Annotated in this window: 24 protein-coding genes; 12 read left to right on the forward strand and 12 right to left on the reverse strand. The window is 67.5% G+C overall.

Annotated features, from left to right (window positions below):
- The first annotated feature begins 41 nt into the window (after positions 1-41).
- From SPHME3_RS0113645 to SPHME3_RS0113675, 7 genes are all read left to right on the forward strand, one after another.
- Positions 42-677 carry a phosphoribosylanthranilate isomerase gene (locus SPHME3_RS0113645; RefSeq protein ID WP_017978641.1) on the forward strand — a complete coding sequence of 212 codons (636 nt, stop codon included), beginning with the start codon at positions 42-44 and terminating at the stop codon, positions 675-677.
- Positions 674-1,906, forward strand: a complete 1,233-nt coding sequence (trpB, locus tag SPHME3_RS0113650) for a tryptophan synthase subunit beta (RefSeq protein ID WP_017978640.1) — start codon at positions 674-676, stop codon at positions 1,904-1,906. Before SPHME3_RS0113645 ends, trpB begins: the two co-directional genes overlap by 4 nt.
- On the forward strand, positions 1,903-2,076 hold the full coding sequence (locus SPHME3_RS21370; RefSeq protein ID WP_017978639.1) for a hypothetical protein: 174 nt from the start codon (positions 1,903-1,905) through the stop codon (positions 2,074-2,076). Before trpB ends, SPHME3_RS21370 begins: the two co-directional genes overlap by 4 nt.
- Positions 2,073-2,873 (forward strand): tryptophan synthase subunit alpha, encoded by an 801-nt coding sequence (gene trpA / locus SPHME3_RS0113660; RefSeq protein ID WP_017978638.1) that lies wholly within the window; start codon positions 2,073-2,075, stop codon positions 2,871-2,873. Before SPHME3_RS21370 ends, trpA begins: the two co-directional genes overlap by 4 nt.
- Entirely contained in the window at positions 2,870-3,724 is an 855-nt protein-coding gene (gene accD / locus SPHME3_RS0113665; protein WP_017978637.1) for an acetyl-CoA carboxylase, carboxyltransferase subunit beta, read from the forward strand. The genes trpA and accD overlap by 4 nt, the downstream gene beginning before the upstream one ends.
- Positions 3,725-3,752: 28 nt before the next feature.
- Positions 3,753-5,066: a bifunctional folylpolyglutamate synthase/dihydrofolate synthase gene (locus tag SPHME3_RS0113670; RefSeq protein WP_017978636.1), complete on the forward strand. Its 1,314-nt coding sequence runs from the start codon at positions 3,753-3,755 to the stop codon at positions 5,064-5,066.
- Positions 5,067-5,134: 68 nt separating this feature from the next.
- Positions 5,135-5,563 carry a DUF6628 family protein gene (locus SPHME3_RS0113675; RefSeq protein ID WP_017978635.1) on the forward strand — a complete coding sequence of 143 codons (429 nt, stop codon included), beginning with the start codon at positions 5,135-5,137 and terminating at the stop codon, positions 5,561-5,563.
- Here SPHME3_RS0113675 and SPHME3_RS0113680 read toward each other — a convergent pair.
- Positions 5,560-6,225: an anti-sigma factor family protein gene (locus SPHME3_RS0113680; RefSeq protein WP_029720929.1), complete on the reverse strand. Its 666-nt coding sequence runs from the start codon at positions 6,223-6,225 to the stop codon at positions 5,560-5,562. The two genes, SPHME3_RS0113675 and SPHME3_RS0113680, sit on opposite strands and share 4 nt — an antisense overlap.
- A 3-nt stretch (positions 6,226-6,228) precedes the next feature.
- The gene (locus SPHME3_RS0113685; RefSeq protein WP_020486481.1) at positions 6,229-6,687 is read right to left on the reverse strand and encodes an RNA polymerase sigma factor; all 459 of its coding nucleotides are present in this window, start codon (positions 6,685-6,687) and stop codon (positions 6,229-6,231) included.
- Positions 6,688-6,793: 106 nt separating this feature from the next.
- On the opposite strand from SPHME3_RS0113685, the gene SPHME3_RS0113690 reads away from it, so the two are divergent.
- The 3 genes from SPHME3_RS0113690 to SPHME3_RS0113700 all read left to right on the forward strand — a co-directional run bounded on the left by SPHME3_RS0113690 (position 6,794) and on the right by SPHME3_RS0113700 (position 10,790).
- Positions 6,794-8,137 carry a S8 family serine peptidase gene (locus tag SPHME3_RS0113690; RefSeq protein ID WP_017978632.1) on the forward strand — a complete coding sequence of 448 codons (1,344 nt, stop codon included), beginning with the start codon at positions 6,794-6,796 and terminating at the stop codon, positions 8,135-8,137.
- Between the two features lie 97 nt (positions 8,138-8,234).
- Positions 8,235-9,035 carry a hypothetical protein gene (locus SPHME3_RS0113695; protein ID WP_017978631.1) on the forward strand — a complete coding sequence of 267 codons (801 nt, stop codon included), beginning with the start codon at positions 8,235-8,237 and terminating at the stop codon, positions 9,033-9,035.
- A 291-nt stretch (positions 9,036-9,326) separates the two neighbouring features.
- A complete protein-coding gene (locus SPHME3_RS0113700; RefSeq protein ID WP_017978630.1) occupies positions 9,327-10,790 on the forward strand; it encodes an MFS transporter in 1,464 nt (487 codons plus the stop codon).
- Here SPHME3_RS0113700 and SPHME3_RS0113705 read toward each other — a convergent pair.
- Genes SPHME3_RS0113705 through dnaE form a run of 3 tightly spaced genes read right to left on the reverse strand, consistent with a single transcriptional unit; the run spans position 10,787 to position 16,189 of the window.
- Positions 10,787-12,118 (reverse strand): ABC1 kinase family protein, encoded by a 1,332-nt coding sequence (locus tag SPHME3_RS0113705; protein ID WP_017978629.1) that lies wholly within the window; start codon positions 12,116-12,118, stop codon positions 10,787-10,789. The two genes, SPHME3_RS0113700 and SPHME3_RS0113705, sit on opposite strands and share 4 nt — an antisense overlap.
- 37 nt (positions 12,119-12,155) lie before the next feature.
- The gene (gene moaB, locus SPHME3_RS0113710) at positions 12,156-12,683 is read right to left on the reverse strand and encodes a molybdenum cofactor biosynthesis protein B (RefSeq protein ID WP_017978628.1); all 528 of its coding nucleotides are present in this window, start codon (positions 12,681-12,683) and stop codon (positions 12,156-12,158) included.
- A complete protein-coding gene (dnaE, locus tag SPHME3_RS0113715) occupies positions 12,683-16,189 on the reverse strand; it encodes a DNA polymerase III subunit alpha (RefSeq protein WP_017978627.1) in 3,507 nt (1,168 codons plus the stop codon). Before dnaE ends, moaB begins: the two co-directional genes overlap by 1 nt.
- Before the next feature lie 108 nt (positions 16,190-16,297).
- Here dnaE and SPHME3_RS0113720 point away from each other — a divergent pair, with 108 nt between their 5' ends.
- Entirely contained in the window at positions 16,298-16,876 is a 579-nt protein-coding gene (locus tag SPHME3_RS0113720) for an HdeD family acid-resistance protein (RefSeq protein ID WP_017978626.1), read from the forward strand.
- 142 nt (positions 16,877-17,018) lie between these two features.
- Here the strand turns inward: SPHME3_RS0113720 and SPHME3_RS0113725 are convergent, their stop codons facing one another.
- From SPHME3_RS0113725 to SPHME3_RS0113745, 5 genes are all read right to left on the reverse strand, one after another.
- Positions 17,019-17,498 carry a glutathione peroxidase gene (locus SPHME3_RS0113725; protein WP_017978625.1) on the reverse strand — a complete coding sequence of 160 codons (480 nt, stop codon included), beginning with the start codon at positions 17,496-17,498 and terminating at the stop codon, positions 17,019-17,021.
- Positions 17,495-18,088 carry a GNAT family N-acetyltransferase gene (locus SPHME3_RS0113730; RefSeq protein ID WP_020486480.1) on the reverse strand — a complete coding sequence of 198 codons (594 nt, stop codon included), beginning with the start codon at positions 18,086-18,088 and terminating at the stop codon, positions 17,495-17,497. The genes SPHME3_RS0113725 and SPHME3_RS0113730 overlap by 4 nt, the downstream gene beginning before the upstream one ends.
- Complete coding sequence (locus tag SPHME3_RS0113735; RefSeq protein ID WP_017978623.1) at positions 18,085-18,756, reverse strand: ABC transporter ATP-binding protein; 672 nt, start codon at positions 18,754-18,756, stop codon at positions 18,085-18,087. Before SPHME3_RS0113735 ends, SPHME3_RS0113730 begins: the two co-directional genes overlap by 4 nt.
- A complete protein-coding gene (locus tag SPHME3_RS0113740; protein WP_024310526.1) occupies positions 18,749-19,993 on the reverse strand; it encodes a lipoprotein-releasing ABC transporter permease subunit in 1,245 nt (414 codons plus the stop codon). The genes SPHME3_RS0113735 and SPHME3_RS0113740 overlap by 8 nt, the downstream gene beginning before the upstream one ends.
- A gap of 614 nt (positions 19,994-20,607) precedes the next feature.
- Positions 20,608-23,103, reverse strand: coding sequence for a TonB-dependent receptor (locus SPHME3_RS0113745; RefSeq protein WP_018250830.1), 2,496 nt, complete (start codon positions 23,101-23,103; stop codon positions 20,608-20,610).
- Positions 23,104-23,353: 250 nt separating this feature from the next.
- Here SPHME3_RS0113745 and SPHME3_RS0113750 point away from each other — a divergent pair, with 250 nt between their 5' ends.
- On the forward strand, positions 23,354-23,821 hold the full coding sequence (locus SPHME3_RS0113750) for an Hsp20 family protein (protein ID WP_017978620.1): 468 nt from the start codon (positions 23,354-23,356) through the stop codon (positions 23,819-23,821).
- A gap of 289 nt (positions 23,822-24,110) precedes the next feature.
- Here the strand turns inward: SPHME3_RS0113750 and SPHME3_RS0113755 are convergent, their stop codons facing one another.
- A complete protein-coding gene (locus SPHME3_RS0113755) occupies positions 24,111-24,344 on the reverse strand; it encodes a hypothetical protein (protein WP_018250831.1) in 234 nt (77 codons plus the stop codon).
- A 325-nt stretch (positions 24,345-24,669) separates the two neighbouring features.
- Positions 24,670-25,680, reverse strand: coding sequence for a polysaccharide deacetylase family protein (locus SPHME3_RS0113760; RefSeq protein WP_017978618.1), 1,011 nt, complete (start codon positions 25,678-25,680; stop codon positions 24,670-24,672).
- Between the last annotated feature and the right edge of the window lie 3 nt (positions 25,681-25,683).

Genomic DNA, 25,683 nt, shown 5'->3' on the forward strand with positions numbered 1-25,683 from the left:
CCACCCCTTCCGCACCCCGCTCACCGCGGTATAGCGACCCCATGCCCGTCCTGACCAAAATCTGCGGCCTGACGAATTCCGACACGCTGGGCGCCGCCCTCGCAGGCGGTGCGAGCCACGTCGGCTTCGTCTTCTTCGCGGCCTCGCCCCGCAACCTCGCCTTCGACCGAGCCGCCGGCCTTGCCGCTCAGGTCCCCTCGGCCGTGTCCCGCGTCGGCGTGTTCGTAGATCCCGACGACGCGCTGCTCGATGCCGCGATCAACGCCGGCCGGCTCGACGCGCTCCAACTCCACAAGACCGCCCCCGCCCGCGTTGCTGCGATCCGCGCGCGCTTCGGTTGCGAGACTTGGGCGGCCGTCGCGGTGAAGACCCGTGCCGACCTCGACGCCGCGCGCGACTTCGCCGGCGCCGCCGACCGCATTCTCTACGACGCCAAGACTCCGGACGGCGCTGCTCTACCCGGCGGCATGGGCCTGCGCTTCGACTGGAGCCTGCTCGACGGGGTTCGCCACCCCTTGCCCTGGGCGCTTTCGGGCGGTCTCGATCCTGCCAACGTGGCCGAGGCGATCCGTCGCACCGGAGCACCGCTGGTCGACGTGTCCTCCGGCGTCGAGAGCGCACCGGGGGTCAAGGATGTGGACAAGATCGCAGCCTTCCTTAAAGCGGCGCAGCTATGAACGCCCCCAACTCCTTCCGCGCGCAGCCCGACGATCGCGGTCACTTCGGGCAGTTCGGCGGCCGCTACGTCGCCGAAACGCTGATGCCGCTGATCCTCGACCTGGAGCGCGAATATCGCGCCGCCAAGGCGGACCCGGCCTTCGCCGCGCAGTTCGACGATCTGATGACGCATTACGTCGGTCGTCCCAGCCCGATGTATCATGCCGAGCGCCTCAGCGAAGCGCTGCGGGAAGGTGCCGAGCCCGGCATGGGCGCGCAGGTCTGGTTCAAGCGCGACGAGCTGAACCACACCGGCGCGCACAAGATCAACAATTGCATTGGCCAGATCCTGCTCGCGATCCGCATGGGCAAGACGCGGATCATCGCCGAAACCGGTGCCGGCCAGCATGGCGTCGCCACCGCGGCGGTCTGCGCGCGCTTCGGCCTGCCCTGCGTCATCTACATGGGCGCGAAGGACGTCGAGCGGCAGCAGCCCAACGTCTTCCGCATGAAGCTGCTCGGCGCCGAAGTGCGCCCCGTCACCAGCGGTGCGCAGACGCTGTCGGACGCGATGAACGAAGGCCTGCGCGACTGGGTCGCGAACGTCCACGACACCTTCTACATCATCGGCACCGCCGCCGGCCCGCACCCCTACCCGGAGCTGGTCCGCGACTTCCAGAGCATCATCGGCCGTGAAGCGCGCGCGCAATTGCTCGAACGGACGGGCAAGCTTCCCGACCTGCTCGTCGCCGCGATCGGCGGCGGGTCGAACGCGATCGGCCTGTTCCACCCCTTCCTCGACGATCCCGATGTCGGCATGCTCGGCGTCGAGGCGGCGGGCCATGGCCTGGAGGGCAGCGAACATGCCGCCAGCCTGGCGGGCGGCTTCCCCGGCGTGCTCCACGGCAACAAGACCTATCTGTTGCAGGACGAGGACGGCCAGATCGCCGAGGGCCATTCGATTTCCGCCGGCCTCGACTATCCCGGCATCGGACCCGAACACGCGTGGCTGCGCGATATCGGCCGCGTCGAATATACCAATGCCACCGACGTGGAGGCGCTGGACGCCTTCCAGCTGCTCTGCCGGACCGAGGGCATCATCCCCGCACTCGAACCCGCCCACGCCATCGCCGCCGTGGCGAAGCGCGCAAAGACGATGCGCAGCGACCAGATCATCCTCGCGAACCTGTGCGGCCGCGGCGACAAGGACATCTTCACCGTCGCCAATGCGCTGGGGGTGGCGATATGACCCTCGACTGGCGACAGGGGCTGACCAGCATCGTCCTGGCGGCGGCCGTGGCAGGCGTGGTGAGCCTCGTCCTGCGCGGCTGTGATGGCAACACGCATCTGGTGTCCGCGCTGGCCATCGGCCTCGCCATCGGTGCCTCGCGGCTGATACAGGGAGGGAAGCGCCCGTGAGCCGCCTGTCAGACGCCTTCACCAAGGGCCATCCCGCGCTCGTGACCTTCGTCACCGCCGGCGATCCCACGCCTGACGCCACCGGCGCAATCCTCGACGCCCTCGTCGCGGGCGGCGCGGACGTGATCGAACTGGGCATGCCCTTCACCGATCCGATGGCGGACGGCCCCGCGATCCAGGCCGCCAACATCCGCAGCCTGGCCGCGGGCACGCGCACCGCCGACATCCTGTCGATCGCCGCCGCCTTCCGCAGCCGCCATCCCGACGTGCCGCTGGTGCTGATGGGCTATGCCAACCCGATGCTCCGTCGCGGCGCCGACTGGTTCGCCGACGCGGCGGCACAGGCGGGCGTCGATGGCGTCATCTGCGTCGACATTCCGCCCGAGGAAGACGACGCGCTCGGGCCAGCCCTACGGGCGAAGGGGATCGACCCGATCCGCCTCGCGACGCCCACAACCGACGCCGCGCGCCTCCCGCAGGTCCTCGATGGCGCCAGCGGCTTCCTCTATTATGTCTCCGTCGCCGGCATCACCGGCCTGCAACAGGCGGCGCAAGGCTCGATCGACCAGGCCGTTGCGCGGCTGAAGGCGGCGACCGACCTGCCCATCGCGGTCGGTTTCGGCGTCCGCACGCCTGCGCAGGCCGCGGCGATCGGCGCCGTGGCCGATGGCGTCGTCGTCGGCTCCGCGATCGTCGAGATCGTGGCGCAGCACGGCGCCGATGCGCCCGACGCCGTCCGCACCTATGTTCAATCGCTGAGCGAGGCACTGGCCTCTGCGCGAAAGGTAAATCGATGAGCTGGATCACCAGCGTCCGCAACGCCCTGCCCTTCGGCACCAAGCGCGAAACGTCGGAGGAAAACCTCTGGCACAAGTGCAAGGGCTGCGGGCAGATGATCTTTACCCGCGAGCTGGAGGAGAACCTCTACGTCTGCCCGAAGTGCGATCACCATGAGCGCATCGGGCCGAAGGAGCGGTTCAAACAGATCCTCGACGAAGGCAGCTGCAGCGAACTGCCCGCACCGCGCGTGCCGGAAGACCCCCTCAAGTTCCGCGATTCGAAGCGCTATACCGATCGCCTGAAGGCGGCACGCACGTCCGCGCAGGAACAGGATGCGCTTATCAACGCCCGCGGCACGATCCTGGGCAACCGCGTCGTGATGGGCGTACAGGACTTCGGCTTCATGGGCGGATCGATGGGTCTCGCTGTCGGCGAAGCCTTCGTCCGCGGCGTCGAAGCGGCGATCGCCGACAAGGCCCCGTACGTCATCTTCACCGCCGCCGGCGGCGCGCGCATGCAGGAAGGCATCCTCAGCCTCATGCAGATGCCGCGCAGCACCGTGGCGATCCAGATGCTGCACGATGCCGGCCTGCCCTATATTGTCGTGCTGACCGATCCGACGACGGGCGGTGTCACCGCCAGCTACGCGATGCTGGGCGACGTGCAAATTTCCGAACCCAACGCGCTCATCGGTTTCGCCGGCCAGCGCGTGATCGAGAATACCATCCGCGAAAAACTGCCCGAAGGATTCCAGCGCGCCGAATATCTGCTGGATCACGGCATGCTCGACATGGTCGTTCACCGGAAAGATCTGCGCGACCAGCTCGCGACGGTGATCGGCTATCTGACGGCCGCCCGCGCCGCCTGACGCCAACCAGCCGCAGCGGGGCGCCACCGTGCCGGATCACGCCATCTCGACCGATCCCGCCGTCCAGGCACAGCTCGACCGGCTCTGGGCATTGTCGCCCGGGGCCGACGTGCTGGGCCTGGAGCGGATCACGCGATTGCTCGATCGGCTCGGTAACCCGCAGGACGCGTTGCCGCCGGTGTTTCACGTCGCCGGCACGAACGGCAAAGGCTCCACCTGCGCCTTCCTGCGCGCCGCGATCGAGGCGGCGGGGCATGACGTTCACGTCTTCTCCAGTCCGCATCTGGTGCGGTTCAACGAACGCATCCGGATCGCAGGCAAGCTGATCGACGACGCATCGCTCGCCGATTTGCTGGCCGAAGTGCTGGATCATGCGGACGGCATCGGCGCCAGCTTCTTCGAGATTACGACCGCTGCCGCCTTCCTCGCCTTCGCCCGCGCGCCCGCCGCGGCGACGATTGTGGAGGTTGGCCTGGGCGGTCGACTCGATGCGACCAACGTCATCCGCCGCCCCGCCGTCACCGGCATTGCCGCGCTTGGGATGGATCACGAGGCATTCCTCGGCAACCACCTGGTCGACATCGCCGGTGAGAAGGCGGGAATCGCCAAGGCCGGCGTGCCGCTCGTCACGATGAACTATTCCGCGGCCTGCACCACCCGCATTGCCGCGGTAGCGGACGCGGCGGGGGCACCCGTCATCGCCCGCAACGCGGCATGGTGGAGCGACACCAGCCGCAACACCGTCCGCTACCGCGACACCGGCTTCACCCTGGTCAGCACGCGCCCGCGCCTCGTCGGCCCGCACCAGACGCGCAACCTAGCGCTCGCTTTCGCCATGCTGCGTCATCAGGGCGCGGTCAACGTGCCCGAAGCCGCGATGCGCGCGGCGGCAGAATGGGCACGATGGCCAGCGCGTATGCAGCGGCTCGGCCACGGCCCGCTCCACGCCCGCCTTCCCGACGGCAGCGAATTGTGGCTCGATGGTGCGCACAATCCCTCCGCAGCCCGTCCCGTCGCCCAGAGCCTCGGCCGTCTCGCCGATGGCCGCCCGGTCACGCTCGTCCTCGGCATGCTGTCGAACAAGGATGCGGAGGGTGTGCTGCGGCTCCTCGCGCCGATGGTGTCACGTGTCGTTGCGGTGCCCGTGCCGAATCACGCCTGCCATGCGCCAGCAGACCTCGCGGCGCTGGCCCAGCGGCTCGGCGTCAGCGCCACCTCCACCGACAGCCTGGAAACGGCGCTGGAGAGCTTGGCCTCCGAGCCGCCGCACGTCGTGCTGATCGCCGGTTCGCTCTATCTCGCCGGTGAAGCGCTCGCCCGCAACGACGAGACGCCCGACTGACCGATTAATTGCGATTGACTTGCAATAGCTGATTTAAGACTGTCGGCGGTGAACGAAGGAGTCGCCGCATGTCCGAAATCACCACGACCGTCGCGGCATTGCCGCATGCGCTACCCGCCTGCCCCAATGCGCGAATCGCGCTGTTCGCGCTGCGCCGCATGGGTGCGCATGGGCTGCATGACGCGCGCGCCACGCATGCGCTGTTCACGATGTTCGGCGAGGGCTTTCGCCGCCCGCTGGTGCTGATGCGTGCGCTGATGACGGACCTGGCCTCGACCGCCGCGGATACGATCGCGATCGCGCCATGCTGCTGCGCCCGTATGACCGCCGCCGAACGCGCCTTGCTCACCGTCATCGCGCGCATCGAAACCGCGCCCGACACGGCCCGGCTGTTGATGAGCGACCTGCTCGGTGTGCGCCGTGTCGATCCGGTGCTGGCAAGCCTCGCCGCGGTCAGTGCGGCATGGGCCGACGACGGTCGCCCGATCTGCGTCTAGCGCCAGTTCGCCCGCCGCGCGGCGTCTTCCTGCGCGCGGTCGAGCGGCTCACCGGCGATCATGCCCATGATCGCCGTCGCCCGGGCGCCGTCGGTCCCCGCCATGCGATAATCGGTGGCCGGCGCCGATCCGGGCGCGGTGTAGCGCATCTGCCAATCCGTGCCCGCGCGGCAGGCGATCCCGGACAGCGTTTCCCCCGTGAAGCTGCGGCAATATTGCCCGTTCCTGTCACGGAACGACAAAGCGACCCGCACTGGCCCCGCATCGCCCGACAATTGATCGTTGAGCGCCACGGCCACCGGCGCCGGCACGTCGCCGCCAGGCGCCCCGCCCCGATCCTGCAGGACGAATAGCCCGACCACCAGGCTCGCCGCGATGGCGCCGCCCGCCGCCCAGCGCCGCCAGCCGTGGCTAGGCGCCGGCGCCGCTTTCGCCGCCCGCCGCGCGCGCACGTCGGCGAGCGAAATCACCTCCGCCGGCGGCCGCGCCAAGGGATCGAAGGCTGCGGCAAAGCGCGCCTTCATCCGACGGTGGCGGTCGGCGAGCGCACGCCAGTCGGCATCGTTCGCCACCGCAGCCTCGACCCGTACGGCCTCCGCCCCGGTCAGTTCGCCGTCGACCCAGGCGATGATCGCCGCTTCGTCCACTGGATCAGCACCCATCGCTCAAGCCTCCACCGCCGCCATTAATGCCTGCCGCCCGCGCACCAGCCGGCTGGTCAGCGTGCCCATCGGCACCTCGAGCACCTCCGCCGCTTCGGCGTAGCTCTTGCCCTCGATCATCACCAGGACAACCGCCTCGCGCTGCTCGTCCGGCAGGCGGTCCAGCGCCCGCATCAAATAGGATAGTTCGACCCGCGCCTCGGCATCGCCCGCCACGCCGACCTGCATCCCCTGTTCCTCGGGCGCATGCACCGCCTCGCGGCGCTGGCGAGATCGCGCCGTATCGATCCACAGGTTGCGGACCACGCGATAGGCCCAGGCCTCGAAATGCGTGCCCGGCTGCCACTGATCGCGCGCCTTCAGCATACGCTCCGCCGCCGCCTGCACGAGATCGTCGGCATCGGGGCCGCTGCGCGCCAAGCCATGGGCAAATCGCCTCAGCCGCGGCAACAGGCTTGCCAAACGTCGCTCGACTTCGTCCAAAGTGGCCCTGTCCTTCGTCCATGCGGATGAAACGTCACCCGGCGGTCGTTTCATCCATGGAGCGAGCCAAAAAAGGAAGACAAAGATGAAGGGATGGGCGCTGATGCTGACGATCGGTCTGGCCAGCCCGGCTGCGGCGCAGCTGCTGGGTGGTGGCCTGCCGACAGGCGGATTGGCGACGCCGCTGGGCGGGGTGACCGACCCCGTACAACGAGCCGCGGGCAGCCTCCTAGGATCACGGCAACAGGCGTCCGACGCGCTGTCGCAGGGCGTCGCGTCCGGTCTCGGCGGGCCGCTGCTGATGGCCGACGGCGCGTTGCGTGCGCTCAGCCCCCGCGACCTGCTGGCGCTACGCAAGGAACGCCTGCGCGCACTGGTCCGCGAAAACCGCGCGACGCTGGACGTGGATGACGACGGCAATCCCGTGCGGCGCGATGTGATCCTCGCGCTGGCCCTCACCCCCGACACGCTCGAAAAGGCGAAGGCCGCGGGCTTTACGCTGACCCGCGTCGAGACGATCGACGGCCTCGATGTCAGCACCTCCATACTCGCACCCCCACACGGCAAGCCGGTGCGCAAAGCGATCGAGGCGCTGCGCGCGCTGGATCCGGGTGGCACCTACGCCCTCGACGCCATCTACGAACCCGCGCACGCACCGCTGGCGGCGATGGCCGGCGCACTGGCGGGCGGTGGCGGCGCGACGAGCGGCAATGCCCCGTTGCGCATGGGCCTGATCGATGGCGGCGTCGGCCGCCATCCCGCCTTCGCCGGCATAGCCATCGAGCAGCGCGGCTTTGCGGGAGACGCCAAGCCCAGCGGCCATGGCACTGCCGTCGCGTCGTTGATGGTAGGCCGCAGCGGCGCCTTCCATGGCGCGATGCCCGGCGCCGGATTGCTCGTCGCCGACGTCTATGGCGGATCGGCGAGCAACGGCTCGGCCGTCGCCATCGTCCGCGCCATGTCTTGGCTCGCCCAGAATGGCGCGAAGGTCGTCAACATCAGCCTGGTCGGCCCGCCCAACCCGCTGCTCGCGGCGGGCATTCGTGCGTTGACTACCAAGGGCATCCGCGTCGTCGCCGCAGTCGGCAACGACGGCCCTGCCGCCCCGCCGCAATATCCCGCTTCCTATCCCGATGTGATCGCGGTCACCGGCGTCGACGCCAAGGGCAAGGCGTTGATGGAGGCCGGCAAGCCGCTCCATCTCGATTACGCGGCACCCGGCGCGGACATGGTCGGGGCGGTGCCCGGCGGCGGGTGGGAGGTGCTGCGCGGCACCAGCTTCGCCGCCCCCCTCGTCGCCGCAACACTCGCCCGCGTCGGAACGCCCGCCGCCCTTGCCGCAGAGGCCAAGCCCGGCAGCGGCCGCATCGGCCGCGGGATCCTCTGCGACACGTGCCGCACGCCCCCGAAGGCGGTCGGCCTGAAATAATTTTCGCGATGCCGGGATTAAACCGAAAAGGTCCATCGTTGTCCTTTTCGGAAGCCGGGCAGTCCCCCACCCCGGCTCGGACGAAAGGAGATTTCTCATGACCCCCACGATCCGTTTCGCCCTGATCGCGACGACCATGCTGATGACGGCCCCCGCTTCGGCGCAGCTGCTGGGTGGTGGCGGCGTCGGCGGCATGCTGGGCGGTGCCGGCAACCTCGGCGGCGCCGTGTCGGGCACGCTGAACGGCGCGGGCCAGCTCGGCTCGACCGTCGGGCAGACCAGCGGCCGCGTGTCGAACACCGTCAACGGTACGGCACGGGCGCATGGCAGCCGCTCGATCGACACCCGCTCGGGCCGCGCCAGCGCCGATGGCGGCCTCGCCGGTAGCGTCAGCCGCAGCACCGACGGCGCGCTTGGCGCGACCGGCCCGCGGGGCGGTGCGCTCAGTGGAGCGCTGAGCCAGAGCGGCTCGGCCAGCGGCAGTGCGAACGGCGGCGTCGACGCCCAGCTGGTCGGCACCGATCAGGTCGCCAACACGGTACGCGGCGCCCGCGATGGCGCGGCGGCAACGGCCGGCGCCGCGCGCGATCGCGCTACGACCACCGCGACGGCAGCCCGCAACCGGGCGACCTCGACTGCCGGCGCGGTGCACGATCGCGCCGCCGCCACCGCGGTGACCGCCCGCGACCGCACCACGACGGCGGCCAATGCGACCCGCAATCGGGTGAACGACGGCGCCCTCGCCGCCGGAGGCGCCGCGAACGGCGCGGCCAACGGCACGCGCGGATCGCTGGCCGGTTCGGGCTCGGCGAATGGCAGCGGCTCCGCGAGCGCGGGCAACCGCTCGGCCTCGGCCAGCGGCAGCGCATCGGGCAGCGGTAGCCTGAGCATCAACTGAGCACGCGCTACGTCGTAGCGACGGGAAGGGGGCATCGCCGGCAACGGCGGTGCCCCTTTTCGCATGCCGGCGTTTTCGCCGTGTGTTTCGAAGCGGATGGGATTAGGTGCTCCCGCAGACGGTCGTTCCATGAACGACCCGGCAGGGCTCTCGCCGAGCGCAAACGCCGGACGGAACACCGCCATCGAACCGGGTGAGGATCACGATCGAAGCGGGCCGGCGCATGCCGCCGCGCCTGGCGAAGGAGCATGAACGAACGACATGCGGTGGAGACGACGTAACCTCGCTTCGATGAGCGCCGATGTCGGCGATGGTTTGGCGCCCGCAGTCGAAGCCGTCACCAGCGGCGAGGGCCGACCGCCCGCTTCCACCCGCAGCTATCGCGTCATCGCGCTGGTCGTCGCCTCCGCGCTGTTCATGCAGCAACTCGACGGGACCGTGCTGACCGTCGCCTTGCCCACCATGGCCCGCGATCTCGGCACGCCCGCCACCAGCCTCAGCCTCGCGCTCACCAGCTATCTGCTGGCGCTCGCCCTGTTCATCCCGGCAAGCGGCACGCTGGCCGACCGCTTCGGCTCGCGCAGCATCTTCTGCGGGGCGATCGTCGTGTTCCTGCTCGGTTCGATCGCCTGCGCGCAGGCCGGGTCGCTGCCGACGCTGGTCGCCGCCCGCTTCGTCCAGGGGATCGGCGGTGCGATGATGGTGCCGGTCGGCCGCCTCGTCCTGCTGCGCAGCGTCGCCAAGGAAGACATGGTTCAGGCCTTGTCCTGGCTGGTCATGCCCGCGCTCGCCGGCCCGATCCTGGGGCCACCGATCGGCGGCGTCATCGTCACCTGGCTCGACTGGCGCTGGATTTTCTACCTCAACATCCCCTTCGGCGTGATGGGCATCATCGGTGCGTTGCTGCTGGTGCCGGAGGTGCGCGGCGATGCGCGCGCCCGTTTCGATCTGGTCGGTTTCATCCTGTCGGGCATGTCGCTCGGCTGCCTTTTGTTCGGCTTCGAGCTGGCGAGCCGCCCCGGCACCGGGTTGGTCGCCCTGATCCTGCTGGTCGCGGGCCTCGGCATGGGCATCGCCTATTTCCGCCACGCCCGTCACGTGGCCGATCCGATCCTCGACCCCGCGCTGATGCGGGTGCCGACCTTCCGCCTGTCGGTGATCGCCGGGTCGCTGACGCGGATCACACAAGGGGCACAGCCGTTCCTGCTGCCGCTGATGCTGCAGCTCGGCTTCGGCCTCACCGCAGCGAAGACCGGTACGATCACCATGGCGGGCGCGATCGGCGCGCTGGCGATGAAGGCGCTCGCCCCGCGCGTGCTGCGTCGTTGGGGCTTTCGCCGCAGCCTGATCGTGTCGGGGATCGCCAGCAGCCTCGGCTATGCGACCTGCGCGCTGTTCCGCCCCGATTGGCCGACCGCCGCGATCGTGCTGGTGCTTGGCATTTCGGGCTTCTTCACGTCATTCCAGTTCACCGGCTACAACGCCATCGCCTATGCCGACACCGACAAGGCGCAGATGAGCGCGGCGACCAGCTTCTACGCGACCTTTCAGCAGCTGACGCTGTCGCTCGGCATCTGCACCGCCGCAACGGTGCTGGAGATCGGCACGGTGATCGAGGGCACCCGTCAGCCGACGCTGCTCACCTTCTCGCTCGCCTTCGTCGTCGTCGCCACCATCTCGGCGTCGGCGGTCATCTGGAACCGCCGGTTCGCGGCCGACGCCGGTGCCGAGATGAGCGGCCACGCCGTCCGCTAGGCGCGCCCGATCGCCGCGGCGGCAAGCCCGCGCACATCCACCCGCGCCTTCAACCGCGCGGCGAGCAGCGCCGTGCCGCTGACCTTGCGCTGCACGAACAGCGTTTCGACATGCGGTACGTGCCAGGTGTCGCGATCGGCGATCATCGCCTTCGCCTCCTCGCGCACCACCGGCACGAAGGCGCGGTCGCCGAAGTCGAACGCGCCAGGCCGGTTGAGCGCCGCGTCGATCGCCGCGATGATCCGATCAACTGCGCCACGGTGCGCCCGCGCGGCCTCGACCCCGATGAAGCCCGTCTCCACCGCCACCTCGCGGATCATGTCCCGATCGCGCGCCAGCCCCGCCTCGATCAACCGGCGATAGGCATCCGCCGTCTCCGCCGGCACCGCGCGCGTCGCCCCGAAATCGAGCAGCACCAGCGCGCCGCTATCCGCCTGCCAGCGGTAATTGGCGAAATTGGGATCGGTCTGCATCACGCCGAACTCGAACAATTCACGCAACACCAACGTCACCAGCGCGGTCAGCGCGGCGTCGCGCGCCTCTTGCGAGGCACCCTCCAGCGTCTCGATCGCCTGCCCTTCGACGAAGCTCATCGCCAACACGTGTCGCGTCGTGAGCTCCGGCTCCAGCTTCGGCACGACATAGCGCGCATCCCCCGCCAGCCGCGCGGCATAGGCCCGCATCTGTTCGCCCTCGCGCGTATAGTCCGCCTCCTCGGCCAGCTGGCGCTTCGCCTCGGCCAGCAGCGGGGCGATATCCAGGCCCCGCGGCAGCAGCCCCGATACGCGCAGCAACGTCGCGACATTGTCGACGTCCGAATCGATGCTCTCCGCAACACCGGGATATTGCACCTTGATCGCCAGCCGTCGCCCATCGGGCAGCGTCGCGCGATGCACCTGCCCGATCGAGGCCGCCGCGACCGGCGCCGCTTCGAAATGCCGGAACCGGCGCCGCCAGTCCCGTCCCCATTCGCGCGCCAGCACTTGGTCGAGCTGCTGCGGCGGCATGCGATAGCCCTGGTTGCGCAGCCGCGCGAGGATCGCCGACAATTCGGGCGGCAGCACATCGCCCGCATCCATCGAGATCATCTGCCCCAGCTTCATCGCCGCGCCGCGCAGGTGCGACAATCGGTCGGCGACACGCGCCGCATTGGCCGGGGTCAGCACCAGATCGCCCATCCGCGGCCGCTCGCCCTGCGCCAGCCGCCGCGCGCCCTCGGCCAGCATGCCGCCCGCCACACCGCCAGCAAGCCGCCCGAACCCGCCTAGTCGCGCAAGCCTGCCCGTCGGCACCGCGCGATGCCGTGCCTCGAATCGATCGTCATCCATGCCCGCACAACGTCGCGGACTCGCGCGAAGGTCCGCCCTATCGTTCGGTCAGGCGCGGCATCAGCTCGACGAAGTTGCAGGGCCGATGCCGGCTGTCCAGCTGGTCGGCAAGGATGCCGTCCCACCCATCCTTCACCGCGCCGGTCGAGCCCGGCAGCGCGAAGATATAGGTCCCCCGCGCCACGCAGGCGCAGGCGCGCGACTGGACGGTCGACGTGCCGATCTTGGCGAAGCTCAGATGCCGGAACAGCTCGCCGAACCCGGGAATCATCTTCGTCGCAACCCGCTCGACCGCCTCCGGCGTCACGTCGCGTCCCGTCACGCCCGTGCCGCCCGTCGTGATGACGCAATCGATCGCGGGATCGTCGATCCACCGCTCCAGTTGCGCGACGATGCCCTCGATGTCGTCGCGCAGGATGACGCGATCGGCGAGGCGATGCCCCGCGCCCTCCAGCCGCGCGACGAGCGTATCGCCCGACCGATCCTCGGCGAGGCCCCGCGTGTCGGAGACGGTGAGCACGGCGATATTGATCGCGCGAAACGGCAGATCGGGGTCGATCGGCATCAGCCCACCGCCCGCAACTGCGAAGCGACCCGGTCGAGCGCCACGTTGCTGATCCCCGGAATTGCCTGGATCGCCTCGACCAGTTCGAGGTCGAGCAGGAAATCGCGCCCGAGCAGGACGACCGCCTCGCCGTCGCCCGCCGGAATGCGCGCGCGCACTTCGCCGCGCGCACCGCGCGCCTCGCCCAGCAAGGTCGCCAACGCCGCGAACGCCTCCGCCGTCGCCACCCGCGCCTCGATCGTGAAGCGCGCCATCGACGCCAGCCCCTCGAACGGCTGGATGCGTTTGACCGACACGCGCGGAGTCTCTTCGCCCGGCCGCCGGTCGAGCTCGACGGTGATCAGGCCGCACCCGCCACAACGCGCCGCCTCTTCCAGTTCTGCCGCGACGCCATCGTCGAAACAGGTCGCGACGAACTGGCCGCTCGCATCCGACAGCGTCGCCATCATGTAGCGCTTGCCGCGTGCCGAGGTCCGCCAGCGCGCATCCTCGACCAGCACCGCCATCGTCGCCCCCGCGCGCGTGCCGTCTTCCGGAATGCGCAACTCGGTCAGCGCGACATATTGCCGCGCGCCATGCATCTTGGCGAGATGCGCGTGCCGGTCGACGGGATGCGCGGAGAAATAGAAGCCGAAGGCGTCCTTTTCCTGCTCCATCGCCTGCGCCATCGTCCAGCGCAGCCCCTGGGGCAGCCGGATCGTGTCGCCGGCAACCTCGTCCCCACCGAACAGGCCACCCTGACCGCTCGTCCGTCCGGCATGCGTCGAGGCGGCGAGGCCCAGGATCGTCTCGGCGACGGCATGAACCGCAGCGCGGTTCGGCTCGATCGCATCGAACGCCCCCGCCGCGGCCAGCGTTTCGAGCTGCCGCTTGTTGATCAGTCGCGGATCGACGCGATTGGCGAGGTCGTCGAGGCTCTTGAACGGCCCCGCCGCGACCCGCTCGACGATCAATTTCTCCATCGCGCCTTCGCCGACGGACTTCAGCGCGCCCAATGCATAGCGGACCGCGAGGCGGCGTTCCTCGCCCTCCCCGACCGTCTGCACGTCGAACTCGGCATCGCTCTGGTTGATGTCCGGCCCGACGATATCGACGCCCAGCCGTCGCATGTCGTCGACGAAAATGCAGAGCTTGTCGGTCTGCGCCATGTCGTAACACATAGACGCGGCGAAGAATTCGTGCGGGTGGTGCGCCTTCAGCCAGGCGGTCTGATAGGCGAGCAGCGCATAGGCGGCGGCGTGGCTCTTGTTGAAGCCATAGCCTGCGAACTTGTCGATCAAGTCGAACAGCTGGTTGGCGTAATCCGCCTTGATGCCGTTATGCTCGGCACAACCGGCGACGAAGGTCGCGCGCTGCGCGTCCATCTCCGCCTTGATCTTCTTGCCCATCGCGCGGCGCAGCAAATCGGCGCCGCCCAGGCTGTAGCCCGCCAGGATCTGCGCGGCCTGCATCACCTGTTCCTGATAGACGAAGATCCCGTAGGTCTCTTTCAGGATCGGTTCCAGCAGCGGGTGGGGGTAGAGGATCTCCTCGGTCCCCTGCTTGCGCCGCCCGAAGCTCGGGATGTTGTCCATCGGGCCGGGGCGATACAGCGACACGAGCGCGATGATGTCGCCGAAATTGGTCGGCCGGACGGCGCTGAGCGTGCGCCGCATGCCCTCCGATTCCAGCTGGAACACGCCGACCGTGTCGCCCTTCTGGAGCAGCTTGTACGTCGCTTCGTCGTCCCAGGGCAGCGCATCCAGGTCGATCGAAATGTCTCGCTTGCCAAGCAGTTGGACGGCCTTCTTCAGAACCGACAGCGTTTTCAGACCGAGGAAGTCGAACTTCACCAGCCCCGCGCCTTCAACATATTTCATGTCGAACTGCGTCACCGGCATGTCGGACCGCGGATCGCGGTAGAGCGGGACAAGCTGGCTCAGCGGCCGGTCGCCGATGACCACGCCCGCGGCGTGTGTCGACGAATGGCGCGGCAGGCCCTCAAGCTTGGTCGCGAGGTCGAGCAGGCGGCGGACCTGATTGTCGTTGGCATATTCCTTCGCCAACTCGGGCACGCCGTTCAGCGCGCGCTTGAGGTCCCAGGGATCGGTCGGATGGTTGGGCACCAGCTTGGCGAGCCGGTCGACCTGGCCATAGCTCATCTGGAGCACGCGGCCGGTGTCCTTCAACACCGCGCGCGCCTTCAGCTTACCGAAGGTGATGATCTGCGCGACCTGATCGCGGCCGTATTTCTCCTGCACGTAGCGGATGACCTCGCCACGCCGGGTTTCGCAAAAGTCGATGTCGAAGTCGGGCATCGACACGCGTTCCGGGTTCAGGAACCGCTCGAACAGCAGGCCCAGCTTCATCGGATCGAGGTCGGTGATCGTCAGCGCCCAGGCGACGACCGAGCCGGCGCCCGAACCACGCCCCGGCCCCACCGGAATGTCGTGATCCTTCGCCCATTTGATGAAGTCGCCGACGATCAGGAAGTATCCGGGGAAACCCATCTGGACGATAACGTTCACCTCGAACGCCAGCCGCTCGCGATACACGTCGCGCCAATTGGGATCGTCGGGCTGCGCACCCAGCTCCTCGATCCGGTCGAGCCGCGCTTCCAGTCCCGCCGCCGCCTGATCGCGCAGCATCGCCGCCTCGCCGTCGCGATCGCCCGCCAGGCTGGGCAGGATCGGCTTGCGATAGGGCGCCATCACCGCGCAGCGCTGCGCCACGACCAGCGTGTTGTCGATCGCCTCGGGCAGATCGGCGAACAGCTGCTTCATCACCTCGGCGGGTTTCAGCCATGCATCGGGGCACGAGCGGACGCGATCCTCGCTTTCGACATAGGTCGAATGCGCGATGCACAGCATGGCATCGTGCGCGTCGAGGAAGCCGCTGTCGGAAAAGCAGCACGGATTGGTCGCGACCAGCGGCAGGTCACGATCATAGGCAAGGTCGATCAGCGCCTGTTCGGCCGCTTCCTCCACCGCGTCGCCCCGGCGGACGAGTTCGATGTACAGCCGGTCGGGGAACAGCGCCTGCAACCGGTCGCAATAGGCGCGCGCGCGGTCAGGCTGATCTTCGTGGAACAGGCGCGCCAATCCGCCTTCGGCCCCCGCGGTCAGCGCGATCAGACCATCGGTTCGCCCTTCCAGCGCAGCGAAATCGACATGCGCCGGCAATTCGATCGGCCGGTCGAGATGCGCCATGCTAACCAACGCGCATAGATTGTCGTAGCCGGTGGTATCCTGCGCATAGAGCGCGATCCAGTCGAGCGGCGCGGCGACGCCATCGGGCATATCGGGCCGCGCGACGCACAGCATCGTCCCGATCACCGGCTGCACGCCGTCCTTCTTCGCGGCGTCCGAAAAGGCCATCGCCGCGTACAGCCCGTTGCGATCGGTCAGGCCGGCAGCGGGAAACTTCTGCGCCTTGGCCTGTTTCGCGATCGCCTTCGGATCGATCGCCCCGTCGAGCATCGTGTAGGACGAAAAAATGCGAAGCGGCACGAAACCCGAATGAGCCATGCGAACCACTTAGCGACTCCGACCCGATTCGAACAGGCGACCCGCCCGGAATGGACGGAACCAGCGGTGGATAACCTCGTTTCGCGCCCATAACGAGGAGACATCGCCATGACCGACACGCGCACCTTTACCGATCCGCTTGCACCCACCGCCGCCGGGGCCGGCTGGGCCTGGATCCTCGCTTATGGCGTGCTGTCGCTGGCGCTCGGCGTCCTCGCGTTCCTCAATCCCTTCGCCGCCACCTATGCCGCCACCCTGGTCATTGGCGCCTTCTTCATCGCCGCCGGTATCGTCTCGCTCGCGGCGGGCGTGATGGGCAAGCACGAAGGGCGCGGCTATGCAATCGGCTTTGGCCTGCTGTCGCTGGTCATCGGTGTGCTGATGGCCTTCGATCCGATGTCGGGCGCGCTGTCGCTGACGCTGCTGGTCGGCGTGTGGCTCGGCATCCGCGGCGCGATGGAAATCGGCCTCGGCGCACGCTTCAAGCGCGGACGCGGGCTGATGATCGCGCTCGGCGTCGTCAACATCCTGCTCGCGATCTACGTCCTCGCAACGCTCCCCTGGTCGGCGCTGACGCTGCCGGGCTTCATCCTCGGCATCAGCTTCGTGTTCGGCGGCGTGACCTCGATCCTGTCGGCGCTACACCACAAGAAAGGCGCCAAGCCCTTCGCCGCCCCGGCGCTGTAAGCCAAGCCACCCCGTCACCCCGGACTTGATCCGGGGTCCACCGGGCCGCCAGGGAACGGCAAGAGGCTTCAGCCGTCCCCCTCGCCGCGGAGTGGACCCCGGAACAAGTCCGGGGTGACGCCCGTGTGGGGCGCGGCCCGCCCTACAGCAACGCCTCGATATCCGCCGCAAGATCCTCCGGCTTCGTCGTCGGCGCATAGCGCCGCACGACCTGCCCCGACCGATCCACCAGGAACTTGGTGAAGTTCCACTTGATCGCCTTAGAACCCAGCACGCCCGGCGCCGCCGTCTTCAGCCGATCGAACAACGGATCGGCCGCCGCACCGTTGACGTCGATCTTAGCAAACACCGGAAACGTCACATCATAGGTCAGCGAACAGAAATTCGCGATCTCCGCCGCATCGCCCGGCTCCTGCGCGCCGAACTGGTTGCAGGGAAAGGCCAGCACCTCGAACCCCCTGTCGGCGAACCGCCGATGCAGCGCCTCCAGCCCTTCGTACTGCGGCGTGAACCCGCATTTCGACGCGGTGTTGACGATCAGCAGTACCCGCCCCGCCCAGCGGTCCAGCGACAGCGGGTTGCCGTCCGCGCCCCGCACGGTCAGATCGGTGATGCCGCTCATGCGTACCTCCCAAGCAGATAGTCGAGATTCTGGCGCACGCCCGGCCATTCGCGGTCCAGGATCGAATAGACGACGCTGTCGCGCAGTCGCCCGCCGACGATCTGATGACCGCGCAGCACGCCATCCCGCTTCGCGCCCAACCGTTCGATCGCGCGCTGGCTGCGGATATTGAGCGCATCGGTGCGGATCTGCACGCACTGCACGCCCATCGCGTCGAAGGCATGCGTCAACAGCAGCCGCTTCGCCTCGGTATTCACGCCGGTGCGTTGGACCCGCGTCGCATAGAAGGTGCCGCCGATCTCCAGACGCCGATGGCCTTCGTTCATCCGCATGTAGCGCGTGGTGCCGACGACCGCGCCCGCCGGATCGCAGACCGCGAATACCAGCGCCCGCCCCTGCTCGACCTGCGCGAACGTGGCGGCAAACCAGCGATCCGCATCCTTCAGCTGCGACACGCTCGCGTAGAATATATTCCACAGGTCATCCGTCGCAGCGACGGCGACCAAGGCGTCCTTGTCCTTGGCGACAAGCGGCCGGAGCGTGACGTGACGGCCGACCAAGGTCGGGGTGGTCCGCCACGCATCGCTCACGACAGCACGCCCTCGTGCAGGCGCACGACGCGGTCCATCTTCTGCGCCAGCCGCTCGTTATGCGTCGCGATCAGCGCCGCCGAACCCTCGCCGCGCACCAGTCGCAGGAACTCGGCCAGCACGATATCGGCGGTATGTTCGTCGAGGTTGCCCGTCGGCTCGTCCGCCAGCACCAGCGCCGGCCGATTGGCGAGCGCGCGCGCCACCGCGACGCGCTGCTGCTCGCCGCCCGACAGCTGGCTCGGCCGGTGCGTCAGCCGATGCCCCAGGCCTAGCGCGGTGAGCAACGCGACCGCGCGATCGTCCGCCGCCTTACGCGCCGCGCCATGCACCAGCTGCGGCAGCACGACATTCTCGGTCGCGTTGAAGTCGGGCAGTAGATGGTGGAACTGATAGACAAAGCCCAGATGATCGCGGCGCATCACGGTGCGGCCATGCGCATCGAGCTTCGCCGCTTCGGTGCCGGCAATCCGGATCGATCCTTCGAACCCGCCCTCCAGCAAGCCCACCGCCTGCAGCAGCGTCGACTTGCCCGAACCCGACGGCCCGACCAGCGCGACGATCTCGCCCGGCGCCACGGTCAGGTCGACCCCGCGCAGGACGTGGATCGTCTCGCCGCCCTGCGTGAAGCTGCGCGTCAGCCGTCCGGTTTCGAGGACGTTATTCATAGCGAAGGACCTGTACCGGATCGGTGCTCGCCGCCTTCCACGCTGGATACAGCGTCGCGAGGAAGCTGAACACCAGCGCCATGATCGCGATCACGATGATCTCTACGGGATCGGGCTTCGACGGCAGTTCGGTGAGATAGCGGATCGACGGATCCCACAGATTCTGCCCCGTCACCATCTGGACGAGGTTCACCACCGCCTGGCGATAGAATAGGAACACGAAGCCCAAGAGCAGCCCCGCGACCGTGCCGAGCGCGCCGATCGTCGTGCCGACCACCATGAAGATGCGCATCAACCCGCCCCGCGTCGCACCCATCGTCCGCAGGATCGCGATGTCGCGCGTCTTGGCGCGCACGAGCATGATCAGGCTGGACAGGATGTTGAACACCGCGACCAGGATGATGATCGACAGCACGGTGAACATCGCCACCCGCTCGACCTCCAGCGCCTGGAACAGCTGCGCATTCATGCTGCGCCAGTCGCTGATCACCGCACCCGGCGGCAATTTGTCGCCCAGCGGCGCCAAAATCTGCCCGACCTTGTCGGCGTTGTTCGTCTCGATCTCGACCATGCCGACATTATCGCCGAGCAGCAGCAGGGTCTGCGCGTCCTCGATCGGCATGAAGACATATTGCTTGTCGTAATCGTACAGCCCGATCTCGAAGATCGCGGCGACCTTGTAGCTGACGATACGCGGCACGGTGCCGAACGGCGTCGTCTGCCCCTGCGGGCTGAACAGCGATATGTCGCTGCCGACGGTCGCGCCCAGCGCTTCGGCCAGCCGGCTGCCGATCGCGATCCGGCCGCTGCCCGGCGTCACGCCGGCGAGCGACCCCATCACCACCTTGTTGCCGATCACCGGCGCGATGTCCTGCATCCGCACGCCGCGGACCAGCACCGCCTCCGCCCGGCCGTTATAGGTCGCCGCCAGCGGCTGTTCGATCATCGGCACCGCCGACGTGATGTTGGGCGTGCGCTTCGCCTCGGCCACCACCTGCCGCCAGTCGACGGGGCGAGTGGGATCGAACTGGATCACCGCGTGGCCGTTTAGGCCGACGATCTTGTCGAACAGCTCGGCGCGAAAGCCGTTCATAACGCTCATGACGATGACGAGCGCCGCCACACCGAGCATCACCGCGACGAGGCTGATCGAGGCGACGAGGAAGATGAACGCCTCCCCCTTGCCCGGCAGCAGATATCGCCGCGCGATCATCCGTTCATAGGTAGAGAGGATCATGGCCGCGGCTCTAGGCGGAGAGACGGCGACAAGCAACAAATGTTGCGGATTCGACACAGGGCAGCCGCAATCGAAATGACGGGCGACAATATCCGGTGACAAAGCCCCTGCCCCTGCCTAGCACAGACTCATCTGAGACACAGGCAACGGCCGTGGTTCGGGGAAACAGTGTTCCGGCGACGCAGCGAAAACGCGCGATCGTTCACGACACGACCTAAGGGGGCTGACGGGTTTCTCGTCACGCAGGCGCCCGGATCGGAAACGGTCCGGGCGTTTGCTTGTCCGGACCGCCTCGACGGCGCCGGGCGAAGGGCGGGAGCTTCCAATTCACGCCCCCCGTCCGGCGACCTCTTTTATCGCAGATCAAAGCTGAACGCCGTCCGAACGCAGGGCCGTTCTCACGATGGACGCTGGTTTGGCCGGTACGCGAGGCGACGCCCCCCACCACCATCCAACCGTCATTCCCGCGAAGGCGGGAATCCAGATTGGCGAACGTCCGCGAATCAAGCTCCGAGCCTAGCGCGTCTGGATTCCCGCCTCCGCGGAAATGACGAAAAGCGCATACCACCCCCGCCCTCGTCATCCCGACCTACGCCGGGATGACGAAGAGTGCCTCAGAACCGCGTCGACAGCGTCACACCATAGGTCCGCGGATCGCCCGGCTGCCCCACGATCAACCCCGTACTCCCCGACTGAGTCGACAGCAGCTCGAAATACTGCTTGTCGAACACGTTGCGCACCCAGCCGAAGACGTTGATGCCGCCCTCGCGATAGCCGGCGCGGACGTTGGACAGCGAATGGCCCTCGATCCAGGTATAGGCCGACGGTGACGGGTTGGACGAGAAGCGCGAGCGGTAACTGCCGTCATAGCCGACATAGGCTTCGCCGCCCTTGCTCCCGACGGGCACGTTATACTCACCGCCGAACGAGAACGACCATTTCGAGATGCCGGGCAGCCGCTGACCGGAGATGTCGCATTGGGCCGGGCTGTACGACGGTTGGGTGGCACTGCCGGCCTGCCCTGCCGGACTCGCCGGGTTCGTGGCACTGGCCGCAGAGCCGCCCGACAATTCCGGCGGGCAGGGCGCGTTGGCGAAGCGGACGTATTTCGCGTCGGTGAAGGCGCCGTTGACGTACAGGTTCAGCCGGCTGTTCGGCCGAAAGCTCGTATCGAATTCGAACCCGCGCGACCGTACCTGACCCGCATTGGCAAGATAGCCGCGGATCACGTTGATCGCATTATTGTTCACCGTCGCCTGATAATCGAACACATCGGTCCAGTATCCGGCAAGGTTCAGCGTCAGTCGCCGGTTGAGGAACTGCGTCTTCAACCCGATCTCGTAATTGTTGACCTTCTCGGGCTTCACCGTCTGCGTCGACAGATCGACGCCCGTGCTGGTGGAATTGAGCGGCAGGCCCGACAGGTTGATGCCGCCCGATTTGAAGCTGCGGGCATAGGTCGCATAGGCATGAATGTCGGGACTGACGTCATACGAAACGGTGATGTCGCCCGAGGTGTTCCACGCGCTGAACCGCGGGCTGTAGCGTTGCGGCGCCAGCGTGTTGATCTGGTTCTGGAAGGTCGTGCGCGCCGCCGCGGTCGGCTGCGATGCCAGCAGAGCGGCCACATTGTCCGCCGTCGCGGTGAAGGCATATTGCGCGTTGCGGATGCTGACGACCGATTCGTAAAAGCCCGACTTGCGGTCGTAATTGACGCGCAGGCCCGGCTGGATGTGCAGCGCATCGGTCAGCGCCCAGTTCAGCTTGCCGAACACCGCGAAGCTGGTGTTGTCGAAGTTGATCGTGTTCGTCGACGGCAGGCCGTTGAGTACATTGGGATTGTTCGCGTCATTGCCCGACAGCAGGAACCGACTCGCCGCGGATCCCTGGACCTGCGACCCCTGCGTGTTGATCGTCTGGTGAAAGAAGAACGCGCCGACCGTATAGTCCAGCCGGTTGGTGCCATTAGAGGCGAGGCGCAGCTCCTGCGACACCTGTTTCTGCTGCGACGGGTTCTGCGACACCGTCGTGATCGGCAGGCCGATGAAATCGCGATCGTTCTGCGGCTGCCAATCCCAATAGCGCCACGCGCTGACTGAGGTCAGCGTCGCCGGCCCCAAATCCCAATTGCCGACCAGCGAGACGCCGCCGATCTCCTGCCGCGAATTGATCGGCGCATCCAGGTCGGTCACGCGATCGAACGGATTGGTGCTGGGCGGCCGATAATTGAACGCCGCGGCGAGCGCCGCATATTGCCGCGCGATCGGCCGCTGCGTGGTGCCGACCCGAGCGTAATATTGCACGCAGCAGAGCGGATTCTGCACGTTGTAATCGCCCGACAGCGTGAAGTTCAGGCTGTCGCTCGCGTTCCACAGCAACTGCCCACGCACGCCATTGTTTTCGAACCGGTGCAGGTTGCGCCCCGATGTGACGTCATAGATCGTACCCTGGCGCTGCGTCGACGACGCGGACAGGCGCAGCGCGACCCGATCCGACAGCGGGCCCGATACCGACGCCTTGGCCTGAACGAATTCGTAATTGCCGGCGGTCAGCTCGATCCGCGCCTCGGGGGTGAAGCTGGGCGGCCGGGTCGTGATGTTCAGCGCGCCCGACGTCGTATTCTTACCGTACAGCGTGCCCTGCGGTCCGCGCAGCACCTCCACCCGCTCGACATCGACGAAGTCGAAGGTCGAAGCCCCGATCCGCCCGATGTACACGCCATCGACGTAGAAGCCGACGCCCTGTTCGATCCCATCGTTGGTCAGGCCGAACGGCGCGCCGAGCCCGCGAATATTGATCGCTGAATTGCGCGGGTTGCTCGAATAGAATTGCAGCGAGGGCTGCTGCTGCTGCAGGCGGTTGACGTTGAACGCACCCGTCTTGTCGAGTTCGGCGCCCCCGATCACCGAGATCGCGATCGGCACCCGCTGCACCGATTCGGCGCGACGGCGCGCGGTAACGACGATGTCGCCGGCACCCGCCGGGGCGGGGGCACCCTGCGCCGCGCTGGCGTCGTCCTGCGCCTGCGCGCTTTCGGGTGTCGGCACCGGCTCGGGCGTAGGCTGCGGCACGGTCTGGCCGGCAAGCAGCATGGCAAGCGTCAGCGACATCGAAAGCTCCCTTTTATCGTTGCCACCAAACTCCCCCGAATCGCTGGGATTACAAAGATGGAGAACCTTGGGGCTGCGATAGCCGGGCTTCGTGCGCTGGATTCACTTACGATTTTTGCGGCCCGCCCCCTCTTGAAGCCGGTACGGACCTTCCCAAATTTGGGGACGCATGGCGCCATGATGGGCCATGCACCGGCATCGCACCGCTGTGGATGCCGTCGTTCAACTCGCTTCGTTCGGAGGATTTGACATGCGACTCGACCTGACCCCCTATCGCCGCTCGACCATCGGTTTCGACCGTCTGTTCGACATGCTGGAAAGCAACGCGCGCGCCGCGACCGCGGAAAACTACCCGCCCTTCAACTTGGAACGGATCGCCGACGACCGTTACCGGATCACGCTCGCCGTCGCCGGCTTCAGCCGCGACGAAATCGAGATCACGGCGCAGCAGAATTTGCTGCTCGTCGCCGGCAAGAAGGACGACAAGGCGGCCAACGCCAACTTCCTGCATATCGGCATCGCCAACCGCAGCTTCGAGCGCCGCTTCGAACTCGCCGATTTCGTGTTCGTCGAAGATGCGCGGCTCAACGACGGCCTGCTCGTGATCGATCTGGTCCGCGAGGTGCCGGAAGCGATGAAGCCGAAGAGCATCGCGATTAAGACCGGCGCGCCGCTGGCCGCCGTCGACAACAACGCGGACGCCGCCAAGGCTGCGTAAGTCGACGTAGCACTTCCTTAGAGGTGATCAGGGGCGCTCGGATCGTACGGTCCGGGCGCCTTGCTTATGCTGCGAACCGATTTGCCCGACGGCGTCGATCCACGGCAACGCCGTCAACCCGTAACTGGCTGACGATACGGACCGCAGACGACCGCAGCGCCGTTTCAGTTCGTCACTCGGACCGTTCGACAGGCCCCAGAATCAACAAGGGGAGCCGAAGCCCCCCTTGCCTTTAAAGTCATGTCGATCGGCGAGCGTCTTGGGAACTCCGCCGGATCGTCAGAAACTCTTAGTTGCTGTCGCCGCTGTCAGCGACGATCACGATGCCGGCAACGACGGCAGCCGCCGCGACCAGGGCAACGATCAGACCGCCACCGGCCAGTTCGTTCTTCTTCGCCGACGCCGAACCGGTGCGGACCGACTTGGCAACCGACAGGCTCGCGGCGGGGTTCGACGGAGCGGCCGCAGCGGGGGCCACGGCGAGAGCGGCTGCAGCGACAGCCATCAGATACTTGGCAACCATGATGGTCCCCTCTTTGGTAGGTTGAGATGCTCCAATGACATATAATTCATCGAATTCAAGGTAAAATCGCCACATCGCCCAAAAGGCAGGCGCCAGTGTTGCAAATGTACCAAGCAATTCGGCGGCATCTGCTCTAGTGTTACTGTCTCATGACGGCGTGCGTTATCCCAGCGAATGATGACCGCGCATCGTCCTATTTGCATGTGCGCACATCTGGCCGAACAAGCCGCACCGGACGTTTATCGGCGTCGACGTCGGGCGTACCCAATCTTCGGTTTTGCCCCCTTCATCGCAAACCTGCCTGCAATACGTCCCCTGCGGCGCGTCATACCTGGCAATCGGCAGCCGCCAACATCGCGTTAAGCGTCGTCGGTTTCACCCCGAGTGCATCCAGTTCGGCGAACATCCGGTCCCACCAGTGCCAGAACCGGTCGAGATCGCGTGCATCGCGCACATAGGGCGTGTGCCCCGGCTCCAGCGACGGCGAATGGAAGGAGAAGGTGAGCAGCCGCTGCCCCTCGTCGCGTACCGCGATTCGCACGGCGGCCAACGCCTGCTCGATCGGCATATCCTCCGGCGTCAACGCGATTCGCTGCAACAACCCGCTTCGCGCCGCGACGCCGCGACCGTGCGGCACCCGCCCCAGCGCCGGATACAGCCCGGGCCCGCGAGCGCGTAGCGCGCCGGTGAACACGCTGGTCAACGGCACCTCGATCAACGATCCCAATCGATAGGCCTCGCTGCCGATCCGGCTGAAATCCGGCCCGCCATCTGCCGAATAGTCGTAGCGCGCACGGATCGAGGTTTCGACGCGATAGCCCCGCTCAGCCAACAGCTCTGCCGTATCCGGACCGATGCCGTACCGACCCGCACGATAGACGATCGGCGCCGCGCCGAACGCCGCGCCCAGCACGTCGGTCAATACATCCAGCTTCGCCGCCTGTGCGGCGCGCGGCAAATTGCCCGGATAGCTATCCCCCGGCGTTGGCGCACCATAAGGCGGCGTGACCCAGGAATGCAGCTGCGCCCCGATCGTCGATCGCCCGTCCGCCACGACGTCGCGCAGGATCGCCACCGCCTCGGTATCGCTCGCCACCGGATGGTCGACGAGGCAGACCAGCCCCACGCCCCGATCCGCAAAGCGCGCATGCGCCGCCGGCAGCGCCCGCATCGCCGTCACCGACCGGTGCCGCGCCTCCAGCGGAGCGGACCAGTCGAACTCCTCCTCGACGTCGACGAACACGAGGAACCGAGTGCCGAAGCTCTCCGGCCAGCGAATCAGCGTGTCGACCGTCGGGGCGGGCGGCCGGTACGGCGGGATGGTGCCTCGTCGCACGGG

This window comes from Sphingomonas melonis DAPP-PG 224 (genome assembly GCF_000379045.1).
GTDB lineage: Bacteria > Pseudomonadota > Alphaproteobacteria > Sphingomonadales > Sphingomonadaceae > Sphingomonas > Sphingomonas aquatilis.

Excerpts from the sequence above, each read along its gene's own strand:
- SPHME3_RS0113645 (WP_017978641.1), top strand. The coding sequence starts at position 42 with ATGCCCGTCCTGACCAAAATCTGCGGCCTGACGAATTCCGACACGCTG.
- trpB (WP_017978640.1), top strand. The coding sequence starts at position 674 with ATGAACGCCCCCAACTCCTTCCGCGCGCAGCCCGACGATCGCGGTCAC.
- SPHME3_RS21370 (WP_017978639.1), top strand. The coding sequence starts at position 1,903 with ATGACCCTCGACTGGCGACAGGGGCTGACCAGCATCGTCCTGGCGGCG.
- accD (WP_017978637.1), top strand. The coding sequence starts at position 2,870 with ATGAGCTGGATCACCAGCGTCCGCAACGCCCTGCCCTTCGGCACCAAG.
- SPHME3_RS0113675 (WP_017978635.1), top strand. The coding sequence starts at position 5,135 with ATGTCCGAAATCACCACGACCGTCGCGGCATTGCCGCATGCGCTACCC.
- SPHME3_RS0113680 (WP_029720929.1), bottom strand. The coding sequence starts at position 6,225 with ATGGGTGCTGATCCAGTGGACGAAGCGGCGATCATCGCCTGGGTCGAC.
- SPHME3_RS0113690 (WP_017978632.1), top strand. The coding sequence starts at position 6,794 with ATGAAGGGATGGGCGCTGATGCTGACGATCGGTCTGGCCAGCCCGGCT.
- SPHME3_RS0113695 (WP_017978631.1), top strand. The coding sequence starts at position 8,235 with ATGACCCCCACGATCCGTTTCGCCCTGATCGCGACGACCATGCTGATG.
- SPHME3_RS0113700 (WP_017978630.1), top strand. The coding sequence starts at position 9,327 with ATGAGCGCCGATGTCGGCGATGGTTTGGCGCCCGCAGTCGAAGCCGTC.
- SPHME3_RS0113705 (WP_017978629.1), bottom strand. The coding sequence starts at position 12,118 with ATGGATGACGATCGATTCGAGGCACGGCATCGCGCGGTGCCGACGGGC.
- moaB (WP_017978628.1), bottom strand. The coding sequence starts at position 12,683 with ATGCCGATCGACCCCGATCTGCCGTTTCGCGCGATCAATATCGCCGTG.
- dnaE (WP_017978627.1), bottom strand. The coding sequence starts at position 16,189 with ATGGCTCATTCGGGTTTCGTGCCGCTTCGCATTTTTTCGTCCTACACG.
- SPHME3_RS0113720 (WP_017978626.1), top strand. The coding sequence starts at position 16,298 with ATGACCGACACGCGCACCTTTACCGATCCGCTTGCACCCACCGCCGCC.
- SPHME3_RS0113725 (WP_017978625.1), bottom strand. The coding sequence starts at position 17,498 with ATGAGCGGCATCACCGATCTGACCGTGCGGGGCGCGGACGGCAACCCG.
- SPHME3_RS0113735 (WP_017978623.1), bottom strand. The coding sequence starts at position 18,756 with ATGAATAACGTCCTCGAAACCGGACGGCTGACGCGCAGCTTCACGCAG.
- SPHME3_RS0113740 (WP_024310526.1), bottom strand. The coding sequence starts at position 19,993 with ATGATCCTCTCTACCTATGAACGGATGATCGCGCGGCGATATCTGCTG.
- SPHME3_RS0113745 (WP_018250830.1), bottom strand. The coding sequence starts at position 23,103 with ATGTCGCTGACGCTTGCCATGCTGCTTGCCGGCCAGACCGTGCCGCAG.
- SPHME3_RS0113750 (WP_017978620.1), top strand. The coding sequence starts at position 23,354 with ATGCGACTCGACCTGACCCCCTATCGCCGCTCGACCATCGGTTTCGAC.
- SPHME3_RS0113755 (WP_018250831.1), bottom strand. The coding sequence starts at position 24,344 with ATGGTTGCCAAGTATCTGATGGCTGTCGCTGCAGCCGCTCTCGCCGTG.